This is a genomic window from Dyadobacter sp. (genome assembly GCF_039919315.1).
Taxonomy (GTDB): Bacteria; Bacteroidota; Bacteroidia; order Cytophagales; family Spirosomataceae; genus Dyadobacter.
In genome coordinates this window covers 19,341-45,230 of the sequence record NZ_JBDSFX010000104.1, presented here as the reverse complement: position 1 = coordinate 45,230, position 25,890 = coordinate 19,341, and the positions used below count along the sequence as shown (strand labels likewise).

Sequence of the window (25,890 nt, the reverse complement as noted above, 5' to 3'; positions counted from 1 at the left end):
TATAATAAATGCGATATTTACAGCAAGATTTACTTCATAACATTTCAATGTAATGTCAATAAAAGGACCGATCATTTCGATTGAGGATGATGCCGACGATCAGTTTTTAATAAAGAGCGTCGTGGCCGAACTGGACATTCCTAATAAAATTCTTTTTTTTGGAAATGGTCTGGAAGCATTGTTATACCTCGAAACAACTCAGGAACAGCCTTTTCTTATTATTTGTGATATCAATATGCCTGTCATGAATGGTCTGGAATTGCGGGAACGAATCGATCAGAATGAGTACCTGAGGAAAAAAGCAATTCCATTCGTTTTTTTAAGCACGGCCGACAATCCACAGGTGATCGAAGCCGCGTACGAATCAACAATACAAGGGTTTTTTAAAAAGGAAAATAGTTTTGACGAACTCCGAAACCGTTTTAGAGTCATTTTTGAATACTGGAAATGTTGTTTGCACCCTAATCTAAACGGGTGATCCCGTCCGGTCGTGGTAATCATCATGTAACAGCACCAAATCGGGCAATGAAGAAAGTACTGATCATCGACGATGAAGAAAAATTACGCGGGCTGATCGGTCGTGTCGTTAAACTGGAAGGTTTTGATGTGACCGAAGCAGGCGACATCAAAACTGCATTAAGAAAACTGGATCAGGCAGAAATTGACATTGTGCTGTGTGATGTGAAACTGCCGGATGGCAATGGCGTAGAGTTCCTGAAAACAATCCGCGAGAAATACCCGCTTATCGAAACGATCCTGCTTACCGCTTACGGAAACATTCCCGACGGCGTGCAGGCGATCAAAAACGGCGCTTTCGACTACATTACCAAAGGCGACGACAACAACAGGATCATTCCGCTGCTATACCGCGCGGTTGAAAAAGCCGAACTCAACAAACGTGTCGCAAGCCTCGAAAAGCAGCTTGGTGAAAAGCATTCATTTGATGCCATCATTGGTAAGTCAAAAAACTTAATGGCTAGCATTGATCTTGCCACAAGAGTAGCGCCAACGGATACTACGGTGCTACTTCTCGGAGAAACGGGTACTGGAAAAGAGGTTTTTGCACAATCCATTCATCAGGCAAGCACAAGAGCTAAAAAACCATTTGTTGCGATCAATTGCTCAGCTTTTGGAAAAGATCTGTTGGAAAGTGAAATGTTCGGGCATAAGGCAGGGGCATTTACGGGAGCGATCAGGGAAAAGAAAGGACTGTTTGAAGAAGCCAGTACCGGCACTATTTTTCTAGACGAAGTGGGTGAAATGGCATTGGAATTGCAGGCTAAATTATTGCGTGTGCTGGAAGCGGGAGAGTTTATCAAAATAGGAGATACACATCCGACCAAGGTCAATGTCAGGGTTATTGCTGCAACTAACCGTGATCTCGAAAAGGAAATCGCTGCTGGCGAGTTCAGAAGTGACTTGTTTTACAGGCTTTCCGTTTTTCAAATTACCATTCCGGCACTGCGCGAAAGGGTGTCGGACATTGAAGCATTAGCTAACGTATTCGCTGCTAGGTTCGCTTTAAAAGCCAATAAGAAAATTAAATCCCTGTCCCCGGCGTTCATTCACGCATTGGAACAAAATACCTGGAATGGCAATATCCGAGAGCTTAAAAATGTGATTGAAAGAAGCGTAATCCTGACCGACGGCCCGGTTCTGGATATCGAAAGCCTTCCGATGGAGCTTAGCCAGACAAGAAACAACGGTGATAAAAGCATGTCCGCATTTTCAATGGCCAGCGCTGAAAAAATACATCTTCAAAAAGTACTCAACTATACCAACGGAAACAAAGCCGAAGCCGCCCGTCTGTTAGAGATCGGAATCGCCACGCTTTACCGCAAAATAGAGGAGTACAAACTATAATCCATCCTTCCATTCTGATAACGAGCCTATCATTTTGATAGGCTTTTTTTGTTGGTATAACATCGAAAATTAATTTAATGTTCTGTAAATCAACTTATTAAATAGTTGTATGGCAATGTGGTACGTGGTTGGTATGAACAGGTGAAAACTTAAAATACGCAATCATGACAACAATCCTTCTTCTGGCCGCTGGTGCACTGTGCTTCCTGCTGTTTTACAAATCAATCAACTACTTCGAAAAAATCTGAAACCATGGCCGCGCTATTCATCGTCTCGATCCTGGTTTTCGCATACATGTGTTATGTGCTCGTAAAACCTGAAAAATTTTAAACTGTTAAACCAATGAATACTGAATTATCAGGTATAATCTTCGTCTTTGTCGCCACAGTGGCACTTTCCATTCCGCTGGGCAAATACATCTCAAAAGTGTACGGAGGAGAAAAGACACTTCTTGACCCCGTTTTCGGTCCGCTCGAAAAGCTGTTTTTCAAATTAGGCGGTATTAAACCCAATATTGAAATGAGTTGGAAGCAACATCTGGTTGCGTTACTGACCATCAACATGGTTTGGTTTTTCCTGGGTATGCTGATACTGATGAACCAGGGCTGGTTGCCGCTCAACCCGGATGGAAATCCTTCGCAGTCCGCTGAGCTGGCATTCAATACATCCATATCGTTTGTCGTCAACTGTAATCTGCAGCATTATTCGGGAGAAACGGGCATGAGCTATCTCGGTCAGTTGTTTCTGATGTTTTTACAATTTGTGAGTGCGGGTACCGGTATGGCTGCTGCTGCAGTGGTGATCATTGCATTGAAAGAAAGGACTACCGACAAGCTGGGTAACTTTTACAATCTGCTGGTCAAATCCTGTGTACGCATTCTATTGCCGCTATCGGTTATCCTAGCCATTTTGCTGATTGCCAATGGCACACCTATGACTTTTGAGGGAAAAGACTCGATCATATCCATGCAGGGCGATACCGTTCAGGTTTCAACCGGGCCGGTGGCTGCTTTCGTAGCCATTAAGCACATTGGAACCAATGGTGGCGGTTTTTACGGAACCAACTCAGCGCATCCGCTGGAAAATCCTAACTACTTTACCAATATGGTTGAAATGTTTGCTCAAATGATCATTCCGATGGCTATGGTCTTTGCGCTCGGTTTTTACCTCAAAAAACGCCGGTTGGCCTGGATGATTTTTGGTGTGATGACATTGGGTTTCATGCTGTTAACCATTCCGACCATCATTACAGAATTGAATGGAAACCCGAAACTTGCTCAAATGGGCATTGACATTTCTTCCGGGGCCATGGAAGGAAAGGAAGTGCGCTTCGGTACCACAGCCTCCGCATTTTGGAGTATAGCCACCACCGTTATATCCACAGGCTCCATTAATTCCATGCACGACAGTTTTATGCCCACCTCGGGACTGACCCAGATGCTGGCCATGATGACCAATGCATTTTATGGCGGAGTGGGAGTGGGAATTCTTAATTTCTACATTTTTATCATTCTGGCAGTGTTTATCAGTGGGTTAATGGTCGGCAGGACACCCGAATTTATGGGTAAAAAAATAGAAGCGCGAGAAATGAAAATCGCCATGATGGTAGCACTGCTGCACCCGCTGCTCATATTGGCCAGTACCGCTTTGGCAGTTGCATTACCGCAGTTCACAGCCGGTACATTAAACAATCCGGGTTTCCACGGATTTAGTGAAATGCTTTACGAATACACCTCTTCCTCGGCCAACAATGGCAGCGGTTTTGAAGGGCTGGGCGACAATACGCCATGGTGGAACATCAGCTGCGGCATCGTACTGATCCTTTCCCGGTTCCTGCCGATTATTGGTCCGGTCGCGATTGCAGGTATTTTGGCCTCCAAAAAGCACATCCCGGAAAGTGCGGGAACGCTCAAAACAGACACCAGTACATTTGGTATCATGGTATTTGCGGTCATCGTGATCATCACGGCATTATCCTTCTTCCCGGCACTTACCCTGGGCCCGATCGCAGAATATTTTTCAATGAATCATTAACAGAAAATCAGAATGAAATCTCAAAATACATCCCTTTTTCAGGGAGATCTGGTGAGGGAAGCAATGACCCAGTCATTCGTTAAGCTGAACCCCAAAGTCATGTTCCGTAACCCTGTTATGTTTACCGTATGGATAGGAACATTCGTCATGCTGATCGTGAATATATGGATCCTGTCAGGCGAAAAAAGTCAGGGTAGTCTTACTTACAACATCATCGTTTTCATTGTACTGCTGCTCACATTGCTTTTTGCCAATTTTGCCGAAGCCATCGCTGAGGCCCGTGGAAAAGCACAGGCGAACAGTTTGCGCAAAACCCGTGAGGAAACCCCTGCCAAATGGATACAGACGATCGGGGATATGTATGTGGATGAAATCAAGATCGTCCCTTCTTCGCAACTTCGAAAAGGACATGTTTTCCTCTGCGAAACCGGCGACATCATTCCTACCGACGGAGAGATCATTGAAGGTCTTGCGACGATCGACGAAAGTGCCATCACCGGAGAATCTGCACCAGTTATCCGCGAGGCTGGTGGCGATAAGAGCAGCGTTACCGGCGGTACCAAAGTCCTTTCCGACCGCATTAAAGTGAAAGTAACGACCGAACCCGGAGAAAGTTTTCTTGATAAAATGATTGCACTGGTAGAAGGTGCCAGTCGTCAGAAAACGCCCAATGAGATCGCACTGACCATTTTACTGGCAGGATTTACCCTGGTGTTTATCATTGTATGTATTACATTAAAACCTTTCGGGGATTTCGCAAATACGCCCATCACCATTGCGGCATTCATTTCCTTATTTGTGTGTCTCATTCCTACTACGATCGGTGGGTTGCTCTCGGCAATCGGGATCGCGGGGATGGATCGGGCGCTGCGGGCCAATGTGATTACTAAAAGCGGAAAGGCTGTTGAAACGGCTGGCGACATTGACACATTGCTGCTGGACAAAACCGGCACTATCACCATCGGTAACCGGAAAGCGACGCACTTCTGGCCGACAAACGGTATTGAAAAGAGTCACTTCATTACAAGCGCGGCGTTAAGCTCTATTGCAGACGAAACGCCGGAAGGAAAATCCATTATCGAACTGGCATCAATGGTACCGGACAAGTTACGTGTCGAGAATCCAACATTCATCCAGTTTACAGCAGAAACCCGGAGTTCAGGGATCAATTTCTTGGATACACGCATCCGCAAAGGTGCGTCGGATGCGATCAGGCAGCTGAGCGAGAAGGCTGGGAACCAGTTTCCTGCCGATACCGCCGAGAAAGTGCGGGAGATTTCCAGTAACGGAGGTACGCCGCTGGTGGTTTCGGAAAATGAAAAGGTGATCGGCGTGATCGAGTTACAGGACATCATCAAACCCGGCATTCAGGAACGTTTTGAAAGGCTGCGCAGAATGGGAGTGAAAACGGTGATGGTAACCGGTGATAATCCATTGACTGCCAAATTTATAGCGGAGAAAGCAGGCGTAGACGACTATATAGCCGAGGCAAAACCAGAAGATAAAATGAACTACATCAAAGCTGAGCAGCAAAAAGGTAAGCTGGTGGCGATGATGGGTGACGGTACCAATGATGCACCCGCGCTGGCGCAGGCAGATGTAGGCGTGGCGATGAACAGCGGAACGCAAGCTGCGAAGGAAGCAGGCAACATGGTGGATCTGGATAACGACCCCACCAAGCTGATTGAGATCGTGGAAATCGGTAAACAGCTGTTAATGACCCGCGGAACGCTCACGACATTCAGTATTGCCAATGATGTCGCCAAGTATTTCGCCATTGTCCCGGCATTGTTTATTGCGTCGATCCCGGCGTTGCAAGGTTTGAATGTCATGGGGTTGCATAGTCCCGAGAGCGCCATTCTGTCGGCAGTGATTTTCAATGCGATCATCATTCCGCTTTTGATCCCGCTTGCCTTGAAAGGTGTAGCATACAAGCCCATCGGCGCGAGTGCATTGCTGCGGAGAAACCTGCTAATCTACGGGCTGGGTGGCGTTTTGGTGCCTTTTGCAGGGATTAAGGTGATTGATTTGGTTGTGAGTGTCTGGTTTTGAAACTATAAAAAAGGATTAACGATGGTAAGCCTATCTTCAATGACAAGTCCATGTTGCATGTCTTCTGAGTATAAGATGTTGCAATCAGCTTCAAGAGCGGATGCGATTATTTTGGAATCAAAAGGTTGTAGGAGATATCTACTGAATATGCGTAGTGCGGAGTTAACGACCTGCTCGGTTTCATCTTGCATGAATGTACTAGCAACCAACTCATGGACAAAACGGAGGGAACCCGGACGATCCATTTTCCATTTTTTAAGGCAAACATTCAGGCACTCGAAAACTACCTGCGGACTAATGAAAGGTAAGTCCAAAAGTAAAGAAGAAGCGATTTCTTTCTTGTTGCTTCCATTCAAATCTAAAAGATACAGCACGACATTGCTGTCAACGAAAGGCCTATCTTTCATTGGCTTCATCTCTATTGAAACGGAATCCTCCAAGATCTATTTGAACAGTCTTGAAGTATTGATGAGCCTTTTTAGCCGCCTCTTTTTTTGCAGCAAGAATCTCATTTCTAGTCTCTTTGATCTCGAAAGCGATTAATTCAATCCCTTTATGCAAATAGTCATCAGGTAGCTTCACATTCAGATCATCGGCACTTTCAGCGACAAAAACTTTCCTATACATAAGAATTAAGTTATTATCAAATATAAAAAATATAAATCCAAATGAAACAACATATTTTTCCAGCGGTCAGGTTGACAATTTTGACGCTGGTATTTTTCTCAGGCATCTATACATTGGTGGTCCTCGGTATTGCAAAAGTGTTTCCAAATCAAGGAAAAGGGGAGATCATTGAGCAGAACGGGAAACGGTATTATGCCAATGTCGGCCAATCTTTTACAGATGATAAGTATTTCAATTCCCGCCCGTCGGCGGTCGGATATAATGCTGCCGGTAGTGGCGGTAGCAACAAAGGTGCTTCGAACGAGGAATATCTGGGCGTGGTACAGGCACGGGTAGATACATTTTTGTTACATAATCCGGGTATACAAAAGTCACAGATTCCCGTCGAGCTGGTCACTGCCAGCGGTAGCGGTCTCGATCCTGATATTTCTTCCAAAGCTGCTTTGGTACAGGTGAACCGGATCGCCAGAATTCGCCAGATACCCGCGCAAAAGCTCGAAGCATTAGTCAATGAAAGTACTCAGCAACCACTACTGGGACTTTTTGGGCCAGAGAAAATCAATGTACTGGCTTTGAACATGGCGCTGGACAATTTGAAATAAAAAAAACGCCGGTGCATTGCACATGCGGCGCATTGAACCGGCCTTTAAACAGTACACGCCGCTTTGATTACCAGATTGAAAGTTAATGAAAACAGTATTTTTAGGCGCTTGGATTATTGCTGCGGCAATGCCAGCCTACTCACAGGACTCCACTGAAACCCAAAATCATTTTACCGTCAGCGGCTATGTTGAGTCGTATTACGTGCAGGATTTTCACAAAACAGAAAACCACACATTACCCGGATTTATTTACAATCACAATCGCACCAACGAAGTAAACCTGAACCTGGCCATGCTGCGGGGAAACTACAATACTGACCGCTTGCGTGCCAATATTTCGCTGGCAGCGGGTACATACATGAACGCCAATTACGCCGCGGAACCAGGTGTGCTCAAAAATATATACGAGGCAAATGCAGGGATTAAAATTGCAAAAAACCATAACCTTTGGCTCGATGCGGGGATTATGCCTTCCCACATTGGATTTGAAAGCGCGATTGGCAAAGATAACTGGGCCCTCACCAGAAGCCTGGTCGCCGAAAACACACCCTATTTTGAATCAGGGGCAAAACTGGGCTACACGAGCAGCAATGACAAATGGTACGTCTCGGCCATGTATCTCAATGGCTGGCAACGAATTCAGCGCTTCGACGGGAATTCCACTCCGGCATTCGGGACGCAGATTACATTTAAGCCAACGTCTGCTGTGACATTGAATTACAGCACTTTTATTGGAAGTGATAAACCCGATAGTTTGCGGCAGATGAGGTACTACCACAACATATACGGAATTTTTCAGGTCTCTGAAAAATGGGGGATAACGGCCGGTTTCGACATCGGAAGTGAGCAAAAACAAAAGGGTAGCAGCAGTTACAATACCTGGTATGTCCCTGTGCTCATTGCTAGATTTTCTGTATCGCCGAAAGTTAATATAGCGGCAAGAGGCGAGTACTACCATGATCAAAAAGGTGTGATCATTACCAGCGGTACTGAAAACGGTTTTCAGACTTACGGCTTCTCAATGAATTGTGATTACGCCATTAGCTCACGGGTCATGTGGCGGATAGAGGCGCGAAACCTGACTAGTAAGGACGCGATTTTTAATGGTGCCAGCGACAAGCTTTCCCGCAACAAAACCTACCTCACCACTGCCATCACCTTTACATTGAATTGAAAATGATACTGCTTGTTGTTGCAATTTGAAAACGACAGGCGGTTTTAACTTTGAAAAACCAGAACACAATGCCCTAAAAGCAACATTCAATGGAAAACAACAGCGCGGAGCATTTTTTGGACCTGATCAAAAAATCAAGGAAAGGTAAATTCAAGATCTATATCGGGATGAGTGCGGGAGTAGGCAAAACTTACCGCATGTTACAGGAGGCGCACGCGCTGTTGCGGACGGGTATTGATGTCAAGATCGGGTATATTGAAACGCATAACCGGAAAGAAACGCATGATTTGCTGGATGGATTGCCGGTCATTCCGCGGCGCAAATTGTTTTATAAAGGAAAGGAGCTTGAAGAGCTCGACGTGCAGGCCGTCATTAGTTTAAGGCCGGAAGTGGTGGTGGTGGATGAGCTGGCGCATACCAACATCGAAGGCAGCAAGAATGCGAAGCGCTGGCAGGATGTGCTGGATATTCTGGACGCGGGGATTAATGTGATTTCGGCTGTGAACATTCAGCATATTGAAAGCCTGAACCAGGAAGTGAAGGAAATAACCGGCGTGGAGGTCGCTGAGCGCATTCCGGATAAGGTACTGGGCATGGCGGATGAGGTGGTCAACATTGACCTCACTGCCGACGAGCTGATCACCAGATTGAAGGAAGGTAAAATTTACACGCCGGATAAAGTGCAGACGGCTTTACAGAATTTTTTCAAGCCACAGCATATTCTGCAACTTCGGGAGCTGGCTTTGAAAGAAGTGGCTTCGCAGGTAGAAAGAAAGGTGGAAAACGAGATCCAGCCCAATCTGACACTGAAACATGAGCGATTTCTGGCGTGTATCAGCAGTAATGAAAAGACGGCCCGAAATGTGATCCGAAAAACTGCCAGACTTGCGAATTACTATCACAGCAACTGGTACCTGCTGTACGTGCAGACACCCAAAGAGTCGGCAAGCCGGATCGGGCTGGCCAAGCAGCGGCATTTGATCAATAACTTCAAACTGGCGACGGAATTGGGCGGAAATGTGATCAAAATCCAGAATCCAAGCATTGCCAAAGTCATCGTGGAGGTAGCCGAGCAGAACAAAATAACCACGATCTGTATCGGTAAGCCTCATTTTAACCTGCTGAAAGTGATACTGGCCACGAATGTTTTCAATGAACTTTTAAATAAGATGTCTTCTTCCGACATTGACCTCGTTATACTTTCCTGATCATGAAAATAAAGACCAAATTAAGGCTGGGAACGGGGATTTTGTTCGCTATGGTCACCCTACTCGCCGTGCTGGGGGTACGTCAGGTGAATGTCCTTTCAGCCGATTCGCGCAGTATCCTCAAAGCCAATTATAACTCACTGGAATATGGCAGGCTCATGCTCAGGGCATTGGAAAAACCTTCCACAGGAAAACCTGACTTCGCTGATTTTGAAAAAAACTTACTGAATCAGCAAAAGAATGTCACAGAAAACGGCGAGCATGAGTTTACCGAACAATTGACGGAACATTTTAAACAGTTGAAAATCAATCCGTCGGACACTGTTTTAATGGGCCAGGTCAGGAGTGATATCAATGAGATCATGAGCCTGAACCTGAATGCGATCAGTCGTAAAAGTGTGTACGCCGAGCAAACCGCTGGGAAATCGACGGTTTGGATTGCTATTACCGGAACCATTTGCTTTCTGATCGCCCTCACATTGTTCGTAAACCTGCCCGGCAACATTGCCAACCCGATCCGGGAACTGACTGAAAGTATCAGGCAGATCGCCAATGAAAACTACACGGAAAGGGTGCATTTCGGCAGTAAAGATGAATATGCCCAGCTCGCGCAGTCATTTAATACCATGGCTGAGAAGCTGGAAGAGTATAATAGCAGCAATCTGGCCAAACTCATGACCGAAAAAAAGCGGGTGGAGACATTGATCAACAACATGCATGATCCGGTTATCGGGCTGGATGAAAATAAGATCATAATCTTTGCTAATGAAGAAGCTCAGAAGGTGACCGGCCTGAAAGCCAGCGAACTGATAGGAGGAAAGGCGGCGGAAATTGCATTGAAAAATGACCTGGTGCGCTCATTGGTGAAGGATACATTCGATACCGGCACAACGCACGCTGACAAGGCGCCTATGAAAATTTATGCCGACGGGAAGGAAAGCTATTTTGAAAAAGAGAACATTAACATATCCATTACCCCGACCGGAGAAAAGGAAAGCCGCTCGATCGGGCACGTAATCGTGCTGAGGAATGTGACGCCATACAAAGAATTGGATTTTGCCAAAACGAATTTTATCGCCAACGTTTCCCACGAGTTGAAAACACCGATTTCTGCAATAAAAATTACATTGGACCTGCTTCAAAATGAGCGGATTGGCGATACCAATGAAGAACAGCGAAACCTGCTCGATAGCATCCGAGAAGATGCGGACAGGCTGCTGAAAATCACCGGCGAGCTGCTGAACATCACGCAGGTAGAGAGCGGAAGGATCCAGCTGAACATTGAAAATGCATCGCCCAGGGAGATCATCGGCTATGCGGTCGCATCCAATGAAACCATGGCGGAGAACAGGGATATTAGATTACTAATACAGGAAAATAGGGGACAAGCCAACGTTCAGGCGGATACTGAGAAGACAGCCTGGGTGCTTACCAACCTGATTTCCAATGCGATCCGGTATTCTTACGATCATTCGGTGATCACGGTCGCCGTGGAAGAGCATGAGGAATACATTCAAATTTCGGTCAAGGACAATGGCCAGGGGATTTCACAGGAATACCAAGACAAGATTTTTGACCGGTATTTTCGCGTCCCAGGCTCTACCCGCGAAGGTACCGGCCTTGGGCTGGCGATCAGCAGGGAATTTATGGAAGCGCAACAAGGCAAGCTCACTGTGGAAAGCGAACTGGGTGCAGGCAGTACATTCACAATTGGACTGAAAAAGAGTGTATAAAGTGTATATAGAGAACTGTTTTATACTATTCCAAAACCCTCACACCCACATACGAGGAAGCATTACCGGAATTAAAAATTCGATGTTTGGCTGCCTGAAAATCCGCTTCTGAGGCTTTGTAAATATTCACGAACTTTTGCGGATTGCGGTCAACGAGCGGAAACCAGGAGCTTTGAACCTGTACCATGATTTTATGCCCTTTTTTGAAACGGTGTGCCGCATCCTGCATATCAAAACGCACGTTTTCAATTTTCCCAGGCACCATTGGTTCTGGTTTTGAGAAGCTTTTTCTGAATTTGGCGCGCATTACTTCGCCGCGAACCAGCAGCTGAAAACCGCCCATTTTCATATTAGCATTAATGGGGCTGTTGTTAGGAGCGTCGCCGGGGTACACGTCGATTAATTTCACTACAAAATCAGCGTCGGTTCCGGTTGTGGACACGAACAGATCGGCAAATACATTGCCAGAAATTGTCACATCCTCTTGCAATACTTCTGTTTGATACACCAGTACATCAGGCCGGGTGGAGGCAAAGCGCTGGTCTTCATACATATAATCACTACCTCTGAGTATGCGGATTTCGGAAGTGTAAGGAACCGGCTTGGCGGGATCGCTCGTGTATTCATCGAAAGAAGGTTTGACGCCGACTTGCATAATGGTCATTGTAGGTGAAAACGACAGCGTGCCGTCCGGGTGAAAATAGAGCTTTTTCTCCACGGTATTTTTCGGCGGCCATTGGTCATATTTTCGCCATTCGTTTGATCCCGTTTCAAAAATATAAGCTTTGGGCAGCGCAGGATCAGCCGTTTCTTTGAGGTAATGATTGAAAAACGGCAGCTCGACATCTTTTTGGTAAAAAGCACTTGTTTTGGACCCGAAACGAATGTTACCCAACGACTCACCCGTTCCGCGTGACCAGCCTCCATGTATCCAGGGGCCCATAATGAGCAGGTTAGGGGACTTTGGTTTGTTATTTTCAATGGCCTGGTATGTTTTCAGCGGGCCGTACAAATCCTCCTGATCAAACCAGCCACCTACTACCATCACGGCCGGTTTCACGTTTTTTAAATGTGGTACGGGCGTGCGGGCTTTCCAGAAATCATTGTAGGTTTCATTGTCCATCATCTGGTTCCAGATGCGGTTTTGGTTCTTGAAAATCTTCTCATTCACATTTTTCAATGGGCCCAGATTTTTATAAAACTCATAGGAATCAGGTGTTCCGTAAGCTGAAAATGCGGGAGCACCTTTCGGAGTAGGTGCCGGTCTCGTTGCGCCGTAGGAAGACAGGAATGCAAATGTTCCCATCAGAAAAAACGCACCGTTATGGTGCCGGTCGTCGCCCATAAACCAGTCGGTAACAGGTGCCTGCGGCGATGCAACTTTTAATGCCGGATGTGCGTCCACGGCTGTCATGGTGGCATAATACCCAGGCGCGGATATGCCCCAGCTGCCTACTTTGCCATTATTTCCCTCAATATTTTTGAGGAGCCATTCAATCGTATCGTAAGTGTCAGAACTTTCGTCGACATCGGTTTTGTTCTTTTTTTGAGCAATAAAAGGCCGGTAAGCCTCGAAGTCACCCTCCGACATATATTTTCCCCTTACATCTTGATACACGACTATGTAGCCATCTCTTGCAAAATGAGGACTAGGGCCAACGCTGTTTTTGAAAAGCGTCTCACCATACGGTGCCACACTGTAAGGTGTACGATTGAGCAGGATAGGGTAGGTTTTATCGGCGGAAATGTCCTTGGGAATGTAAATAGAAGTGAAAAGTTTGACACCATCGCGCACGGGCACCATTCTTTCGATTTTGGTATAATGTTCACGGACATAAATCGAGTCCTCATTGGTTTTCGTTTGTGCAAAAACCGTCGTACCGACGTGCAGAACGAATGCCAGCAAAAGCGTAATACGGAGTGACAGCGAGCTATAATGTTGTTTCACGGGCGAAGTGTAGTAGAATGTTTCAAGAAATGGTGGTTGTGCCAATTTAAGTATATGTAGCCAAATAAAGTCTGCGACTCCAAAAAATTTATATTTTTGACACTATGAGTAACATTTAAGCCAAATCTCCAAATGACCAGCGGCTTTTTCAGCAAACACAGGCCGACCATACTTTATGGCATTTCTCTGGCTTTGCTTCTGTTCCTTTTGAAGTGGCTCGAATTGCGTTTCCTGATCATTAACCATGTTATTGAAATATATGTCGGTGCCATTGCCGTCATCTTTACCGGACTGGGAATATGGCTGGCCATGAAACTGATGAAGCCGAAAGTGGAGACGGTGATCGTGGAGAAGGAAGTTCATGTATTTTCCGACGGCAGCTTTACATTCAATGCTCAGGAAGCACACATACTCGGGCTCAGCAAGCGTGAATTGGAGGTACTGCAGCTGATCGCGGAGGGAATGAGCAATCAGGAAATCGCGACGAGGCTTTTTGTTTCACTCAATACCATTAAAACACATTCTTCCAGGCTGTTTGAAAAAATGGAGGTGAAAAGCCGGATGCAGGCCATGGAAAAAGGAAAAAGACTAGGTCTGATTCCATAATGTGCTCATACTTTGGAGTGAAAAACGGCTATTGATGCCAAAATCACCCGAAAGTATGAATAGGATTGAGGGGCAGTTGTCCAATTTTGCCATCTCATTTGATCAAAAACTTAACTGGTATGAAAAGGATTGTTACAATTTGTGGATTAATTGCCGGCGTTATCGTGTCGACATTTATGGTGTCGTCTATCGCTGTTTGTTACAATAAGGAAAGCTTCGAAGGTAACATGTTGCTGGGATATGCTTCCATGCTCCTGGCTTTTTCTCTGGTTTTTGTGGGTATTAAAAACTACCGCGACAAACATAATGGCGGTTTTGTAACATTCGGGAAAGCTTTCACCATTGGTTTATACATCAGCCTCATCGCCTCAACCGTTTATGTGATCGTCTGGCTTTTCGACTACTACTTATTCATTCCCGATTTCATGGAAAAATTCACCGCCAGCACGATCAAGAAGTTGCAGGAGGACGGCGTTTCAGGGGCTGAATTGGAGAGTCAGATAGCCGAAATGGGCACTTATAAGGAACTCTACAAGAATCCGTTTGGAGTAGTGCTGCTTACTTACGTGGAAATCCTGCCGGTTGGATTGGTTGTGTCTTTGATTTCGGCGTTAATTTTGAAGAGGAATGGGGCTGTGAGAAATACCTAGATAAATAAACTTTACCGAAGGAAAAGCAGTTGTTAGTGGCGAGGTAGCTGGTTTATAAAGACTTACCAAGTTTTCAAAACTTGGCAAGTCTAATTACTAACAAAATCCTTCCGAAAAGCCGCTGGCGTGAGTCCGGTTTTGCTTTTGAAGAGCCGGTTGAAGTATTGCGGATACTCGAATCCCAGGTTGTAAGCCGTTTCGTTGATGGACAGATTGGTAGTCAGCAGGATCTCTTTGGCCTTTTCAATTAGCTCGTTATGAATGTGTTGTTGGGCGCTCATGCCTGTCAGAGAGCGTAGCATGTCGCTCAGGTAATGTGCGGAAACATTCAGCTGCTCTGCGATTTCATTGACTGTAGGCAGGTGGCGGATCTGGTCTTGTTTGAAAATCTGTTTGATCAGTTCTTCGAATTTCACCAGCGGCTCCTGCTCTGAATTTCGTCGGGTAATGAACTGCCTGTTGTAGAACCGATTACAGTAATTGAGCAGCACTTCGATGTGCGACACGATCACGTCCTGGCTGAATCCGTCAATGGACTGCTGGTATTCGTTTCGGATATCTTCCATAATACGGTCGATCATCGCTTCCTCTTTTTTCGAAAGATGCAATGCCTCGCTCATGTTGTAGGAGAAAAAGCCAAAATGGTCAATGCGTTTGGCAAGGGCATATTTTCGGATAAAATCCGGGTGGATCAATAGCATCCACCCGGTTATTTGAGAATAATCGCCGTCCCTGTTTAATGTAAAAACCTGCTTAGGCAATGAAAAACCCATCACACCATTACTGAAATCGTAGTATTTACGTCCATAGCCGATCTCGGCATTGATGTTCTTTTTTAGAAAAATGCTGTAAAAATTATGGATCAGCTTGGCATCGGGCAAGTCCGGCAATTCTACCGCGCATTTCAACCCGATCACACTGATCAGCGGATGCTCAGGCTGCGGCAAACCCATTATTTTGTGGTAATCCGATATGGAATCGATGATCAGCGGCGCTGTATTTTTCATTATCCTGACAGTTTTACAAATTTACACCGGCCATTGAAACCTCGTCGTAACGCTCTCCGGCGATGCTGCCCAGTGGCAAAATGGATTCCAGATGCGCCAGCTCAGCTTCGGTAAAGGTAACATCCGCCGCTGCGATATTGTCTTCAAGATACTTTACTCTCTTGGTTCCGGGAATGGGCACAGTACCTTTTGACAGCGTCCAAGCAATAGCCAGCTGCGAAGGGGTGATTTCTTTTTCTGTCGCAAGCTTTTGAATTTCAGCCACTAATTCAAGGTTTTTGTAAAAATTAGCACCTTGAAAACGTGGAATGGACCTGCGGAAATCGTCAGCGGGAAAATCGTCCGGGCTTTTCAGGTCTCCGGTTAAAAAGCCTCTTCCCAGTGGCGAATAGGAAACAAAACCTACTCCCAGTTCTTTCAGCGCATCAAATAAACCGTTCTCTTCCGGTGCTCTTTCAAAAAGCGAATATTCAGTCTGAACTGCGCTAATCGGGTGAATAGCGTGCGCCTTTCTCAATGTCTCCGCCGATACTTCCGACAAGCCGATGTACTTCACCTTGCCCGATTGCACCAGCTCTGCCATCGCGCCTACTGTATCTTCAATAGGTGTTTCCGGGTCGACGCGATGTAGGTAGTAAAGGTCAATGTAATCCGTTCCCAGGTTCTTTAGCGAACGTTCCACTGATTTTTTTACATAATCAGGCCGACCATTGATTCGCCAGGTAAGTTGTTCATTATCATCGACTTCATAGCCGAATTTGGTGGCAATGATGTATTTGTCTCGAATACCTTTGATCGCTTTACTGATTAATCTTTCGTTCAGCAAAGGGCCGTAAAGATCCGCTGTGTCCAGAAAATTAACGCCTAGTTCGAGGGCTCGGTGAATGGTAGCTATCGATTCGGTTTCGTCGGCAACGCCGTAAATATTCATGCCTGCGAGGGAGGTCATGCCCATGCAACCCAGGCCTTCCGCGGGTACTAGGAGCCCCTGGCTTCCTAATTTTGTTGTTTGAATGCTGCTCATTATTCAGTTTGAAAATTGAAGTAATTATTACAGCACAAAGGTGGCACATTCAAACTCCCCGGAATTATACGAAACGGCCGGATTTGTATACGAATTGCAGCAGGTTACAAAACGGCGGTATCGTCTTTGATATAAAGTAAATACCTGGGTTCCAAAGTCAGATTTCGTTTTTTCTGGTTCAGAAACCCCATTTTTAACCGTGTAACCTGAAAATGCTGTGGCATGGCACGAACTTCGGCGTTCAGTCCTGACTTTAACAGACTATCAGCAATGGATTGGGTCGTATACAAATAACACGGAGCTGCATCAATAAAATCCTGCAAATATTCACCGTTTCGGAGCAGACTGACATCTCCCGGTGAGTAAAATTCAAAAGTGTAGGAAAATGAACCGTATGCCGCAACAGGAATACCTTCGCTGATGTCAGTTATTTCCCTGGCAGCTTGCCTGCCCGACTGGTATTGCAGTAAAAACGGATAAAAGAACTGAAAAAGGAAGATGTAAAGCATTGCCGCCATCGCATAACCTTTAAAAAGCAGCTGCTGCAGATTGTTTTTGTAGCTGATCACACTAGCCGCCAACACTATGGCCAGGGCAATCAAGGCTGCAAAAATACCATTCTGAATGCCGGTAATGTACACCAAACCAGCGATGCAGGCCAGCGCAGCAAACATGAGCACGGTCTGCGCTGTTACCAGATGATCCATTTTGGGAGATTTGGACAGCTGATAGAAGAAATACGCCGTGATCATCGAGAAATACGGAAATTCGATCACCAGGTAATGTGGCAACTGAAATCTTGACAGGGAAAAGAGCAGGAAAGTGATCAATGTACTGCCGTAAACAACCCAGCGAATCGTGTCTCTGTTTTTATCAAACCTGAGCAGATAAAATATCCCTGCGACCAGCCCCACAGACCACGGCAGAAACGCCCATAATGTAGTGTGTAAAAAGAATGTCACGTCGCCTTTTCCTTTGATGGGGCCAGTATTGAAAAACCTTCCGAACTGGCTATCCCAAAAGAAAAACCGCAGACCGGATACCTGTGTTTTTCCAAAAACGACCTTTTCGGGATGCAGATCAAACTGAGCGTAGAGGCTGTACAGCTCCGGGAGAATGAAGATAACGCACAAGCCGAGAAACAGCCACCAGCGGTAATTCAGGAATTGTTTGAATTGTTTTGTCAACATCCAGAAAATGACCCAACCGCCTCCAATGGTGATGAGAACGAAAATTCCTTTGGTCATCATTGCGCAGGCGGTGAAAAGTGCGGCAGCGACAATGTGTACCCAATGCCCGTTCTTGTGAATGCGCAGCATGTGCCAGGTAGCTCCCGTGATGCAAGCGGTGAGGTAAGGCTCGGCGCGCACGTCAAAGTTGGCGAGCGTGCTGTGCAGCGCGACCGTGTAGATCAGAACTGCGATTTTGGCGACGTCAGCATTGAACAATTCTTTTGCAATTAGGAAAGTATAACGCAGACTGACGAGCCAGAAAATGAATGCGGGAAGTTTGTAGGCAAAGCCGGTAATGCCAAAAATCTTGTAGCTGATCGCCGCCATCCAGAAAGGGAAATGGGGCTTGTCGAGCCAGTCGTGACCGTCGCCGTAGAGGTTAATCCAATCATTATGTTGCACAATGTGCTTGGCGATAGTCGCGTACAAAGCGCCGTCGGGTTCCATGATGTCCAGCCAGAGCCCCGGGAGGTTTAGGAGAATGCCCAGCAACAGCAGCCAGGGAAAGTAACGCTGCAAAAAAGGATCATGGTTATTCATAACGTTGCGTTGATCAATTTTCGGGGATATCCGGCAAGAGATAATAGTGTGCCGGTCGAAAATATATACGCAACGAATTTTGACTTTGTGAACGTGATTGCCTTGAAAACGGTGTTATTTTATTGTTAACTCATTCAATTCGGGCTTATTGAGTGTGGCAGGACGGTTTTCCTCTCCCCATTCAGTGAGTACCGCCAATACCGCGTCCAGGCTCTGTCCGAGCGGCGTAAGCAGGTATTCGACCCGTGGCGGTACTTCCGGATAGACAATTCTTTTGATCAGTCCGTCGCTTTCCATTTCCCTTAATTGCAGGATCAGGATTCGCTCAGAAACATTGGGCATGCTCCGGCGCAGTTCGCTGTAACGTTTGCTTCCGGTAAATAATCTCCACAATATAGAAGGCTTCCACCGCCCGCCGATGAGGTCAAGTGTATAAGCCATTCCACAGTTACCATTGATCAGCAATTCATTTTCAAGGTTCACAGAGCTCTGTTTTCGCATAACTTACATTTTTGTTAGTACTTGATAAATATGTTAGTACCTGTAAAAATATGAGTTTGAAGGTAGCTTTGCAAAAGTATTTAACAGAAAAAAACCATGTTTGATTTAAAGAACAAAGTAGCATTCGTGACTGGCGGCAGCAGAGGAATTGGCGCGGCCATTGTAGGGAAATTAGCGGCTCACGGAGCCGCAGTAGCATTTACCTTTGTTAACGGAAAAGAAAAAGCGGATGATTTGGTCGCTGAATTAACATCCAAAGGTTTGCAGGTCGTCGCAATGCAGTCTGACAATGCGAAGGAGGGAGCGGTTACTTCGGCTATTGAGGCAACCATCAGCCGGTTTGGAAGGCTCGACATTCTGGTGAACAGTGCCGGTATTTATGTGGGCAAACCATTTGAGGAGCATACTTTTGAAGATTATGACCTGATTATGAATGTCAATGTGAAATCTGTATTCGAAGCATGCCTGGCGGCGTCTCGGAAAATGGAAGATTCAGGAAGGATCATTACCATTGGAAGCAATATGGCCGAGCGGAGCGGTACTCAGCAGGCGACGCTTTATTCAACCAGCAAAGCGGCGCTGACGGGCTTTACAAGAGGACTTTCCAGGGATTTAGGAAGTCGCGGTATCACGGTAAACCTGATTCAACCTGGCTCCGTCGATACCGATATGAACCCGGCTGATTCGGATTCGGCAGATTTTCAGCGCAGTATGATGGCTATTCCGAAGTACGGCAGGCCTGAGCACATTGCGGACACGGTGGCGTTTCTTGTGAATCCCGACAATGGCTACACAACGGGTTCGGTGCTAACGATAGACGGCGGCACATTGAGTTAATGGATTTTGATTCATTTTTTTAACGTTCACAAATTTCCAATCTTTACCGTGTACCCGAAAGTTCACGATTTTGGAAAAAGACTCAGACCTTTATCCGCTGATTATCAGCCATGTTCTCAAACGCATTGACCTGACCGAAGAAGAGCAGCGTCATTTTTGCTCTTTGCTGACTGTCCGCAGGGTGTTACCGAGGCAATACCTTGTGCAGCAGGGAGACGTTTGTCGTCATGAAAGTTATGTCTGCAAAGGATTTTTGCGCTCTTTTTATGTGGATGAAAAAGGCAACGATTATACCCTGCATTTTGCGATGGAAGACTGGTGGATCTCGGATTCCACCAGTTTCCATTTGGAGGCTCCGGCAGTGCGAAATATCGTTGCATTGGAAGCAGCCACATTATTACAAATTGAAAAGAGCGATCTGGAACAACTTTATCGAGAGATTCCGGCCTTTGAAAGGTTTTGGCGGATTATGGAGCAAAAGGGAAGTATCTCCCAAGATCAGCGGATCATGAACAGCATCAGCATGACCGGCGCAGAACGCTACACGGCCCTCATTCAAAAATATCCTACCCTGGAACAGCGCATGCCCCAGCGGCATATTGCCTCTTACCTGGGCATCACGCCAGTGTTTCTGAGCCAGATTCGCAAGACCAATGCCCGGCAGGACCTTAAATAAGTTTAACGGACTTTATTAAAATAGTTTAACCTCCCACAGCGCTGACTGACCATACATTTGTATCAAAAAAAGCAGTGTATGGAAACATTGAAGAGTAGTTTATTCGACAAATCATTATTGAATGGCCGAAAGCTGAATAACCGGCTTGCAGTTGCGCCGATGACGCGGCATAGCGCCACCGCCGAAGGCATACCCACGGAAGAAATGGCGCAATACTATGCGAATTTTGCCAAAGGAGGGTTTGGCCTGATCATTACAGAAGGCACTTATACCGACGATTTTTTCAGTCGCACTGATCAGTACCAACCCGGAATTGTGAACGACATGCAGGTAAATGCGTGGGCCAATGTCGTGGATCAGGTTCACGCACACGATGCGCTCATTATAGCCCAGCTGATGCACGGGGGCGCCTTTTCCCAATATATCGAAAATACCATTGCACCTTCCGCAGTACAGCCGATCGGTGATTTCTTTTTTCCGAGAAAAATGAATGCGGATGATTTTTACCGTGTCAAAGAGGGTTACATCAAAGCAGCAATTCAAGCTCAGATCGCTGGTTTTGACGGGATTGAGATCCATGCGGCGAATGGTTACCTTTTCGATCAGTTTATTACGGAGCATGCCAATCAGCGGACCGATCAGTATGGTGGCCATGTCAGAAACCGGCTTCGGTTTTTAATGGAGGTTTTTCAGGCGGTTAAGGAAGTTTCGCCGTCTAAGTTTATCGTTGGCATCCGCATGTCGGAGAGCAAAGTGAATGATCTTACTTACCGCTGGCCGGGAGGATCTGAGACTGCTACTGAAATATTTGAGGTTTTGAGTGAAATCGAACCGGGGTACCTGCACATTGCGGCGGAAGGTGGCCGCTGGGACCGGGAATGCTTGTATCCGGATGGGCTTTCGTCGACCGGTATTGCTAAAAAACTGACGGGTGTACCCATTATTGCCAATGGCGGAATGCATGATGTACAATTAGCTGAGTCGCTGATCAGCAGCAATCAGGCTGATTTAGTATCCATTGGCCGTGCAGCCATCGCTAATCCTGATTGGCCCAAATTGACCGAGGCAGGGGAGCCTGTCATTCCTTTTTTCAAAGAACTGATCAAACCCAGTCTGACCCTTTCGCACACCGGTAAGGTGCTTGAAAGTTACAAACTGGGCTTGGAGATGAATGCTTCGTTATGATTGCAGCTTGCGAATTCGATTGGCGAATTGCGAGTTTTAGAATTGGAAATAAATAAATGAGCTCGTGCTTTTTTGTGTCAAAATGATCAAAATTAGCATCATTGCCCAGGCTGTACCGGAAAACCACCAGGGCAATCTCATAAACAAACCTTTGACTGACTTGTCGCGCATCGACCAATGGAAACCTAATAGTCCAATGGTTACGAGCGCGATTTTCAGCATATCAGGTGTGGAAAGCATTTTTGGGCCCTGGCTGATCACACCGAACATGCATAGCAGCATTTTCATGGCCTGACTAAAGTCGGGAGCTCGGAAAAATACCCAGGTAATGTTGACGAGCAAAAAAGTAAGGAGAGCGAGCAGGAAGTTGCCCAGGTTTTTATTGCGAACGGGTATGAGCGTAGCCTGAATGATAATCTCCTCGGCGACCATCGGCTTTGACTTTTTTTTCCAGCCTCTGAATAATCTTTCAACGCAGAGGAAAATACCGTGAAGTCCGCCCCAGATCACAAAATTCCACGACGCCCCATGCCATAAGCCTCCCAGCAGCATGGTGATCATCAGGTTCACGTAAGTACGGAAACTCCCTGACTTGTTACCACCCAATGGAATATACAGGTAATCCCTTAGCCAGGTTGACAATGTAATGTGCCAACGGCGCCAAAAATCGGAGAAACCGATTGCTGCGTAAGGGTAGCGGAAGTTTTCGGGCAATGTAAAACCCAGGCATAATGATACGCCGATCGCGCAAGTCGAATATCCGCCAAAATCGCAGAAGATCTGCGCGGAAAAAGCCAGCACCGCCGACCAGGCATCCAAGGGATTGACCGGAAAAGGAAGCCCAAAGATAAAATTGGCAGGCTCCGACATCCAGCCGTCGGCGATAACTACTTTGAGAAATAAACCGAGTGTCAACAGAAACAATCCCCAGACCATCTGCTCCGAGGTGGCTTTGCGTGGCGTTTTGAATTGCGGTATCAGATCTTCCGGACGAACGATCGGGCCGGCGACCAGGTGAGGAAAATAAGTGACGAACAATGCAAAGTTCAGAAAGGACGGCTCGGGTGCGAACTTACGACGATATACGTCAATCGTGTAAGACAATGTCACAAACGTGTAGAACGATATCCCAACCGGTAATACAATGTCTGGTTTTGCTGCTTGATATGCAATGCCCATGCCGTTGAGCATCGCAGTGAAATTTTCGAGTAAGAAGCCGCCGTATTTAAAGTAGCTAAGCATTCCGAGGTTTAGTATTAAGCTGATAGCCAGCCATAATTTACGCCGAAGTTTGTCCTCCGACTCTGCTATCTTTCTGGCCATGAGGTAATCAACAACGGTTGACAGCCAGAGTAACAGAATAAACGGCGGGTTCCAAAGCGCATAAAAAAGATAGCTGGCAAGCAGCAAATTGATTTTTTTTGTTTTCCAGGAGAAAGGCAGGTTGTGCAATACCAGCAGCAGCACGAAAAACAATACGAAAGTGTATGAGTTGAATACCATGTCTCTATTGTTTGGGGTGATTTGAAGTTGGAGATTTCTGTAAAGTCCAATGTGTTTTTTCCTCAATAATCCTGATCAGATCGGCCGTAAATGGCTTCGTATCGGCAGGAGCAAGGTGAGACCAGTCAGGACATACATACTTTGATAATTCGGGATAATCGGCGAAATGGATGCCCTGAGAGCCTGTTTCGCTGAGCAGCCGATCCCAATATTCTTTTCGGGGGAAGGACACCTGCTCGGCTGCCAGTGCCGGGTCGGACACAGGCATTTTGAGGAACAGTACATTACCGCCCCGGGCCCTGATTTTATCGACATTCACCTTAACCGACTGGATTATACCGCTAAGGGTATCACCCCCGACACCCTTTTTGTTACTGAGCATGCCGAGGTACGACCAAACATACTGCACACCATGCTGCACAGCGGTATCGGCCACGAAAGCCTTGCTGAAAATCGTCTGCCGGTTTGGTTTGGTATAACCCATTCGAATCGGGAAATTCGGAAAGACGAAAACCCCGGCGCGGCTCTCGATCGGCAATCTTTTTAGTAACGAATTGAGCGAAAACCGTTCTTCGTCGAGAAAGAGTAAATTGGATTCCAGATGCTGGTTTAAGTAAAAACTGGCCTGCTGCGATAGCGACCATTTGGGATAAACGTCGATCCGTTTTTTTGCTTCGATTTCCATGGGTGACCCGTCGCCAGAGAAGAAAAGTCCCTCTACAACACCAACCAGCAGTGTTCCTTTAAAATCAGGATCATTGGCCAGGTCGGTGAGAACGGGACGGGGTGAAGTACCTACCAGTGCGAGCTGCACAGGCGTCTGGCCAGTTTGCTGCTCCCATTGGGTCTGATCAATATCGAATTTGACTCTGGAAGAACCAATGATCACCGGCCGGGCCGGTGTGGTATTGTAGATCCTTTTTCGGGTAAAGGCCCAGAGACTTTCGTCGTCATTGTAGGATAGTTCAAATCCCTGGCTTCGCCAGTAAAGTTCCCAGCCGATCACAAACGCCAGGACAAGGGCAAATGCCAGCCAACCGGCTTTCAGGTAGTCAGAAGTTTTCATACTGTAGATAGAAGAACGGATATTGATTTGGATAAACTGATAAGTAACTTACTAAGTACTTGTTTTTCAGTTACTTAAAATAAATATAATCAATATGCACCCGATTGATACAGTATTTGGCTTCGATGTCTGTTATTTTTTATTTACCGGTATTTTAATGCCACGAATGCACCGGGCAGCCGCCGCCGCCCGGTGCATTCGTGGCATTAATACCTACCAGTCTGGGTTCCGAAGTTGTCGTTGATTTCTAGTTTTCCCGAACGGATTTTGCTTTCGGTTCTAAAACAGAATAACCAAGCTTTTTCAAGGTCATTCCGGACACAGATTTAATAGACAATTTTGACATTTTTGAATCGGGGAAAAAGATGTCCGTCATCGGGGTAAGTCCGCCGTCTGCAAAGAGCTCGACTGAGGCGGCATCGGCAATCAGGGTTAGCTCAATGTTGGGATCTTTGGATAGCCTTGGTGCCGTGTGCTTTTGTCCAAATCCTTTTTCAAAGTCAATCTTCCCGGATTTGGATCGATCAATGTAGTACTGATTTTCGGCTTTGTTATATCCGACAACAAGTTCGTTGCCTTCGTTATTGGCTAAAACAATTGAAAAGTCAGCAGTATTTTTTGTTTCCAGTTCCAGACGGAAAAGCCCGGTACTGTTCTTTGTCTTTTCTGTCAGATCAAGCTGGCCCTGTACTTTTACGTTTTGCTCGGTAAAACCTGTCGAGCGCAATACTTCCAGCTCTTTTACAGGCGTGGAGGTAAGATAAATCTCTTTACCGACCGTTTTCAAGTCAAGCTGCCTGGCAATGGTACAGGCACTCCGCCAGGGGGCGGTGGGTACCACGTTTGCATACTGCCAGTTGCTCATCCAGCCCATCATTACCACGCGGCTGCCGGTATTTGAAAATGTCACGGATGCATAGTTATCGGTTCCAAAGTCTAGCCATTTTGTTTCTTTGGAGTAAGCTTTGAAAGTCTTTCCGTCAAAGTCCCCCAAAAAATACTGTCCCGCTGATCCTTTATTCGGCCCGCCCGGATTGATGTTGACGATCAAAACCCACACCTGCTTTCCGTTGTGCTGGATTGGAAACAGATCAGGACATTCCCAGACACCGCCATGTGCGCCAGCATCAACGCCAAAATCGCTTTCCCGAACCCAGGATTTAAGATCTGGGGACGAATAAAATGTGACCCTATCTTTGGTTGCCAACGTCATAATCCATTTTTTTTTGGGCTCGAACCAGCTTACTTTCGGGTCACGAAAATCGCTGATACCTGGATTTTGTAAAACGGGATTGCCGCTGTATTTGGTCCAGGTTTTTCCGTCGTCCAGGCTATAAGCGATGCTCTGATACTCATGTTTACCAGTTTCCAGCTTTTCAAGGACTGGGTTATGATGGGTGAAAATGGCAACCAGGGGAAACTTCCCGTCCTTGCCGAATCCAGAGGTATTGTTCACGTCAGCCACGGCACTTCCCGAAAAAATGTAGCCCAGGCTATCTGGAAACAGGGCAACGGGTTGCTCTTCCCAGCTCACCATATCTTTGCTTGTTGCATGTCCCCAATGCATGGGCCCCCAGATTTTATCGTTGGGATAATATTGAAAAAACAAATGAAAAGTCCCGTTATGGTAAACCATCCCGTTAGGATCATTCATCCAGTTTGCTTTCGGCGAAAAATGAAACTCGGGGCGGTATTTTTCTTTCACATCCTGCGCTTTTAAGCCGGAAGTTAAGATAGCGCAAAATAAAAGTGCTATGATGATGGATTTCTTCATTACTAAGGATAGTTAACGAAAATGTTAAATAAGATTACAATCAAAGAT

23 protein-coding genes are annotated in these 25,890 nt (G+C 46.2%); 13 read left to right on the top strand and 10 right to left on the bottom strand.

Features of this window, described 5'->3' with window-relative positions; all coding sequences use genetic code 11:
• The first annotated feature begins 52 nt into the window (after nucleotides 1–52).
• The 4 genes from ABIO93_RS31535 (at nucleotide 53) to kdpB (ending at nucleotide 5,949) form a co-directional block, all read left to right on the top strand.
• Nucleotides 53–478 carry a response regulator gene (locus ABIO93_RS31535; protein ID WP_348074026.1) on the top strand — a complete coding sequence of 142 codons (426 nt, stop codon included), beginning with the start codon at nucleotides 53–55 and terminating at the stop codon, nucleotides 476–478.
• A 47-nt stretch (nucleotides 479–525) separates the two neighbouring features.
• Nucleotides 526–1,863: a sigma-54 dependent transcriptional regulator gene (locus ABIO93_RS31530; protein WP_348074025.1), complete on the top strand. Its 1,338-nt coding sequence runs from the start codon at nucleotides 526–528 to the stop codon at nucleotides 1,861–1,863.
• A gap of 342 nt (nucleotides 1,864–2,205) precedes the next feature.
• Nucleotides 2,206–3,897 carry a potassium-transporting ATPase subunit KdpA gene (gene kdpA, locus ABIO93_RS31525; RefSeq protein ID WP_348074024.1) on the top strand — a complete coding sequence of 564 codons (1,692 nt, stop codon included), beginning with the start codon at nucleotides 2,206–2,208 and terminating at the stop codon, nucleotides 3,895–3,897.
• A gap of 12 nt (nucleotides 3,898–3,909) precedes the next feature.
• Nucleotides 3,910–5,949: a potassium-transporting ATPase subunit KdpB gene (kdpB, locus tag ABIO93_RS31520; RefSeq protein ID WP_348074023.1), complete on the top strand. Its 2,040-nt coding sequence runs from the start codon at nucleotides 3,910–3,912 to the stop codon at nucleotides 5,947–5,949.
• 2 nt (nucleotides 5,950–5,951) lie between these two features.
• On the opposite strand, the gene ABIO93_RS31515 is transcribed toward kdpB, so the two are convergent.
• Both ABIO93_RS31515 and ABIO93_RS31510 read right to left on the bottom strand, forming a co-directional pair.
• The gene (locus tag ABIO93_RS31515) at nucleotides 5,952–6,356 is read right to left on the bottom strand and encodes a PIN domain-containing protein (RefSeq protein ID WP_348074022.1); all 405 of its coding nucleotides are present in this window, start codon (nucleotides 6,354–6,356) and stop codon (nucleotides 5,952–5,954) included.
• Nucleotides 6,346–6,576: a hypothetical protein gene (locus ABIO93_RS31510; RefSeq protein WP_348074021.1), complete on the bottom strand. Its 231-nt coding sequence runs from the start codon at nucleotides 6,574–6,576 to the stop codon at nucleotides 6,346–6,348. Before ABIO93_RS31510 ends, ABIO93_RS31515 begins: the two co-directional genes overlap by 11 nt.
• 41 nt (nucleotides 6,577–6,617) lie before the next feature.
• Here ABIO93_RS31510 and ABIO93_RS31505 point away from each other — a divergent pair, with 41 nt between their 5' ends.
• The 4 genes from ABIO93_RS31505 to ABIO93_RS31490 all read left to right on the top strand — a co-directional run bounded on the left by ABIO93_RS31505 (nucleotide 6,618) and on the right by ABIO93_RS31490 (nucleotide 11,293).
• A complete protein-coding gene (locus ABIO93_RS31505; RefSeq protein WP_348074020.1) occupies nucleotides 6,618–7,178 on the top strand; it encodes a K(+)-transporting ATPase subunit C in 561 nt (186 codons plus the stop codon).
• A gap of 85 nt (nucleotides 7,179–7,263) precedes the next feature.
• Entirely contained in the window at nucleotides 7,264–8,352 is a 1,089-nt protein-coding gene (locus tag ABIO93_RS31500) for a porin (RefSeq protein WP_348074019.1), read from the top strand.
• A gap of 89 nt (nucleotides 8,353–8,441) precedes the next feature.
• Nucleotides 8,442–9,560 (top strand): sensor protein KdpD, encoded by a 1,119-nt coding sequence (locus tag ABIO93_RS31495; protein WP_348074018.1) that lies wholly within the window; start codon nucleotides 8,442–8,444, stop codon nucleotides 9,558–9,560.
• A 2-nt stretch (nucleotides 9,561–9,562) separates the two neighbouring features.
• Nucleotides 9,563–11,293 carry an ATP-binding protein gene (locus tag ABIO93_RS31490; protein WP_348074017.1) on the top strand — a complete coding sequence of 577 codons (1,731 nt, stop codon included), beginning with the start codon at nucleotides 9,563–9,565 and terminating at the stop codon, nucleotides 11,291–11,293.
• Nucleotides 11,294–11,318: 25 nt separating this feature from the next.
• Here ABIO93_RS31490 and ABIO93_RS31485 read toward each other — a convergent pair whose 3' ends face one another.
• A complete protein-coding gene (locus ABIO93_RS31485) occupies nucleotides 11,319–13,286 on the bottom strand; it encodes a CocE/NonD family hydrolase (protein WP_348074016.1) in 1,968 nt (655 codons plus the stop codon).
• An 87-nt stretch (nucleotides 13,287–13,373) separates the two neighbouring features.
• Between ABIO93_RS31485 and ABIO93_RS31480 the strand changes: the two genes are divergently transcribed.
• Both ABIO93_RS31480 and ABIO93_RS31475 read left to right on the top strand, forming a co-directional pair.
• On the top strand, nucleotides 13,374–13,847 hold the full coding sequence (locus ABIO93_RS31480) for a LuxR C-terminal-related transcriptional regulator (RefSeq protein WP_348074015.1): 474 nt from the start codon (nucleotides 13,374–13,376) through the stop codon (nucleotides 13,845–13,847).
• Nucleotides 13,848–13,966: 119 nt separating this feature from the next.
• Nucleotides 13,967–14,497: a DUF4199 domain-containing protein gene (locus tag ABIO93_RS31475; RefSeq protein WP_348074014.1), complete on the top strand. Its 531-nt coding sequence runs from the start codon at nucleotides 13,967–13,969 to the stop codon at nucleotides 14,495–14,497.
• Nucleotides 14,498–14,586: 89 nt separating this feature from the next.
• Here ABIO93_RS31475 and ABIO93_RS31470 read toward each other — a convergent pair whose 3' ends face one another.
• From ABIO93_RS31470 to ABIO93_RS31455, 4 genes are all read right to left on the bottom strand, one after another.
• Nucleotides 14,587–15,504, bottom strand: coding sequence for a helix-turn-helix transcriptional regulator (locus ABIO93_RS31470; RefSeq protein ID WP_348074013.1), 918 nt, complete (start codon nucleotides 15,502–15,504; stop codon nucleotides 14,587–14,589).
• A gap of 13 nt (nucleotides 15,505–15,517) precedes the next feature.
• Entirely contained in the window at nucleotides 15,518–16,528 is a 1,011-nt protein-coding gene (locus ABIO93_RS31465; RefSeq protein WP_348074012.1) for an aldo/keto reductase, read from the bottom strand.
• A 104-nt stretch (nucleotides 16,529–16,632) separates the two neighbouring features.
• Nucleotides 16,633–18,300, bottom strand: a complete 1,668-nt coding sequence (locus ABIO93_RS31460; protein WP_348074011.1) for a glycosyltransferase family 39 protein — start codon at nucleotides 18,298–18,300, stop codon at nucleotides 16,633–16,635.
• Nucleotides 18,301–18,414: 114 nt separating this feature from the next.
• Nucleotides 18,415–18,801, bottom strand: a complete 387-nt coding sequence (locus ABIO93_RS31455) for a helix-turn-helix domain-containing protein (RefSeq protein WP_348074010.1) — start codon at nucleotides 18,799–18,801, stop codon at nucleotides 18,415–18,417.
• 96 nt (nucleotides 18,802–18,897) lie between these two features.
• Here ABIO93_RS31455 and ABIO93_RS31450 point away from each other — a divergent pair, with 96 nt between their 5' ends.
• The 3 genes from ABIO93_RS31450 to ABIO93_RS31440 all read left to right on the top strand — a co-directional run bounded on the left by ABIO93_RS31450 (nucleotide 18,898) and on the right by ABIO93_RS31440 (nucleotide 21,499).
• Nucleotides 18,898–19,638: an SDR family oxidoreductase gene (locus ABIO93_RS31450; RefSeq protein WP_348074009.1), complete on the top strand. Its 741-nt coding sequence runs from the start codon at nucleotides 18,898–18,900 to the stop codon at nucleotides 19,636–19,638.
• A gap of 70 nt (nucleotides 19,639–19,708) precedes the next feature.
• The gene (locus tag ABIO93_RS31445) at nucleotides 19,709–20,314 is read left to right on the top strand and encodes a Crp/Fnr family transcriptional regulator (RefSeq protein WP_348074008.1); all 606 of its coding nucleotides are present in this window, start codon (nucleotides 19,709–19,711) and stop codon (nucleotides 20,312–20,314) included.
• A 78-nt stretch (nucleotides 20,315–20,392) separates the two neighbouring features.
• Nucleotides 20,393–21,499, top strand: coding sequence for an NADH:flavin oxidoreductase (locus ABIO93_RS31440; RefSeq protein WP_348074007.1), 1,107 nt, complete (start codon nucleotides 20,393–20,395; stop codon nucleotides 21,497–21,499).
• A 36-nt stretch (nucleotides 21,500–21,535) separates the two neighbouring features.
• Here ABIO93_RS31440 and ABIO93_RS31435 read toward each other — a convergent pair whose 3' ends face one another.
• From ABIO93_RS31435 to ABIO93_RS31425, 3 genes are all read right to left on the bottom strand, one after another.
• A complete protein-coding gene (locus tag ABIO93_RS31435; RefSeq protein WP_348074006.1) occupies nucleotides 21,536–23,002 on the bottom strand; it encodes an MBOAT family O-acyltransferase in 1,467 nt (488 codons plus the stop codon).
• A 4-nt stretch (nucleotides 23,003–23,006) separates the two neighbouring features.
• Nucleotides 23,007–24,068: a hypothetical protein gene (locus ABIO93_RS31430; RefSeq protein ID WP_348074005.1), complete on the bottom strand. Its 1,062-nt coding sequence runs from the start codon at nucleotides 24,066–24,068 to the stop codon at nucleotides 23,007–23,009.
• Between the two features lie 247 nt (nucleotides 24,069–24,315).
• Nucleotides 24,316–25,842 carry a glycoside hydrolase family 32 protein gene (locus ABIO93_RS31425; protein WP_348074004.1) on the bottom strand — a complete coding sequence of 509 codons (1,527 nt, stop codon included), beginning with the start codon at nucleotides 25,840–25,842 and terminating at the stop codon, nucleotides 24,316–24,318.
• Nucleotides 25,843–25,890 lie beyond the last annotated feature (48 nt).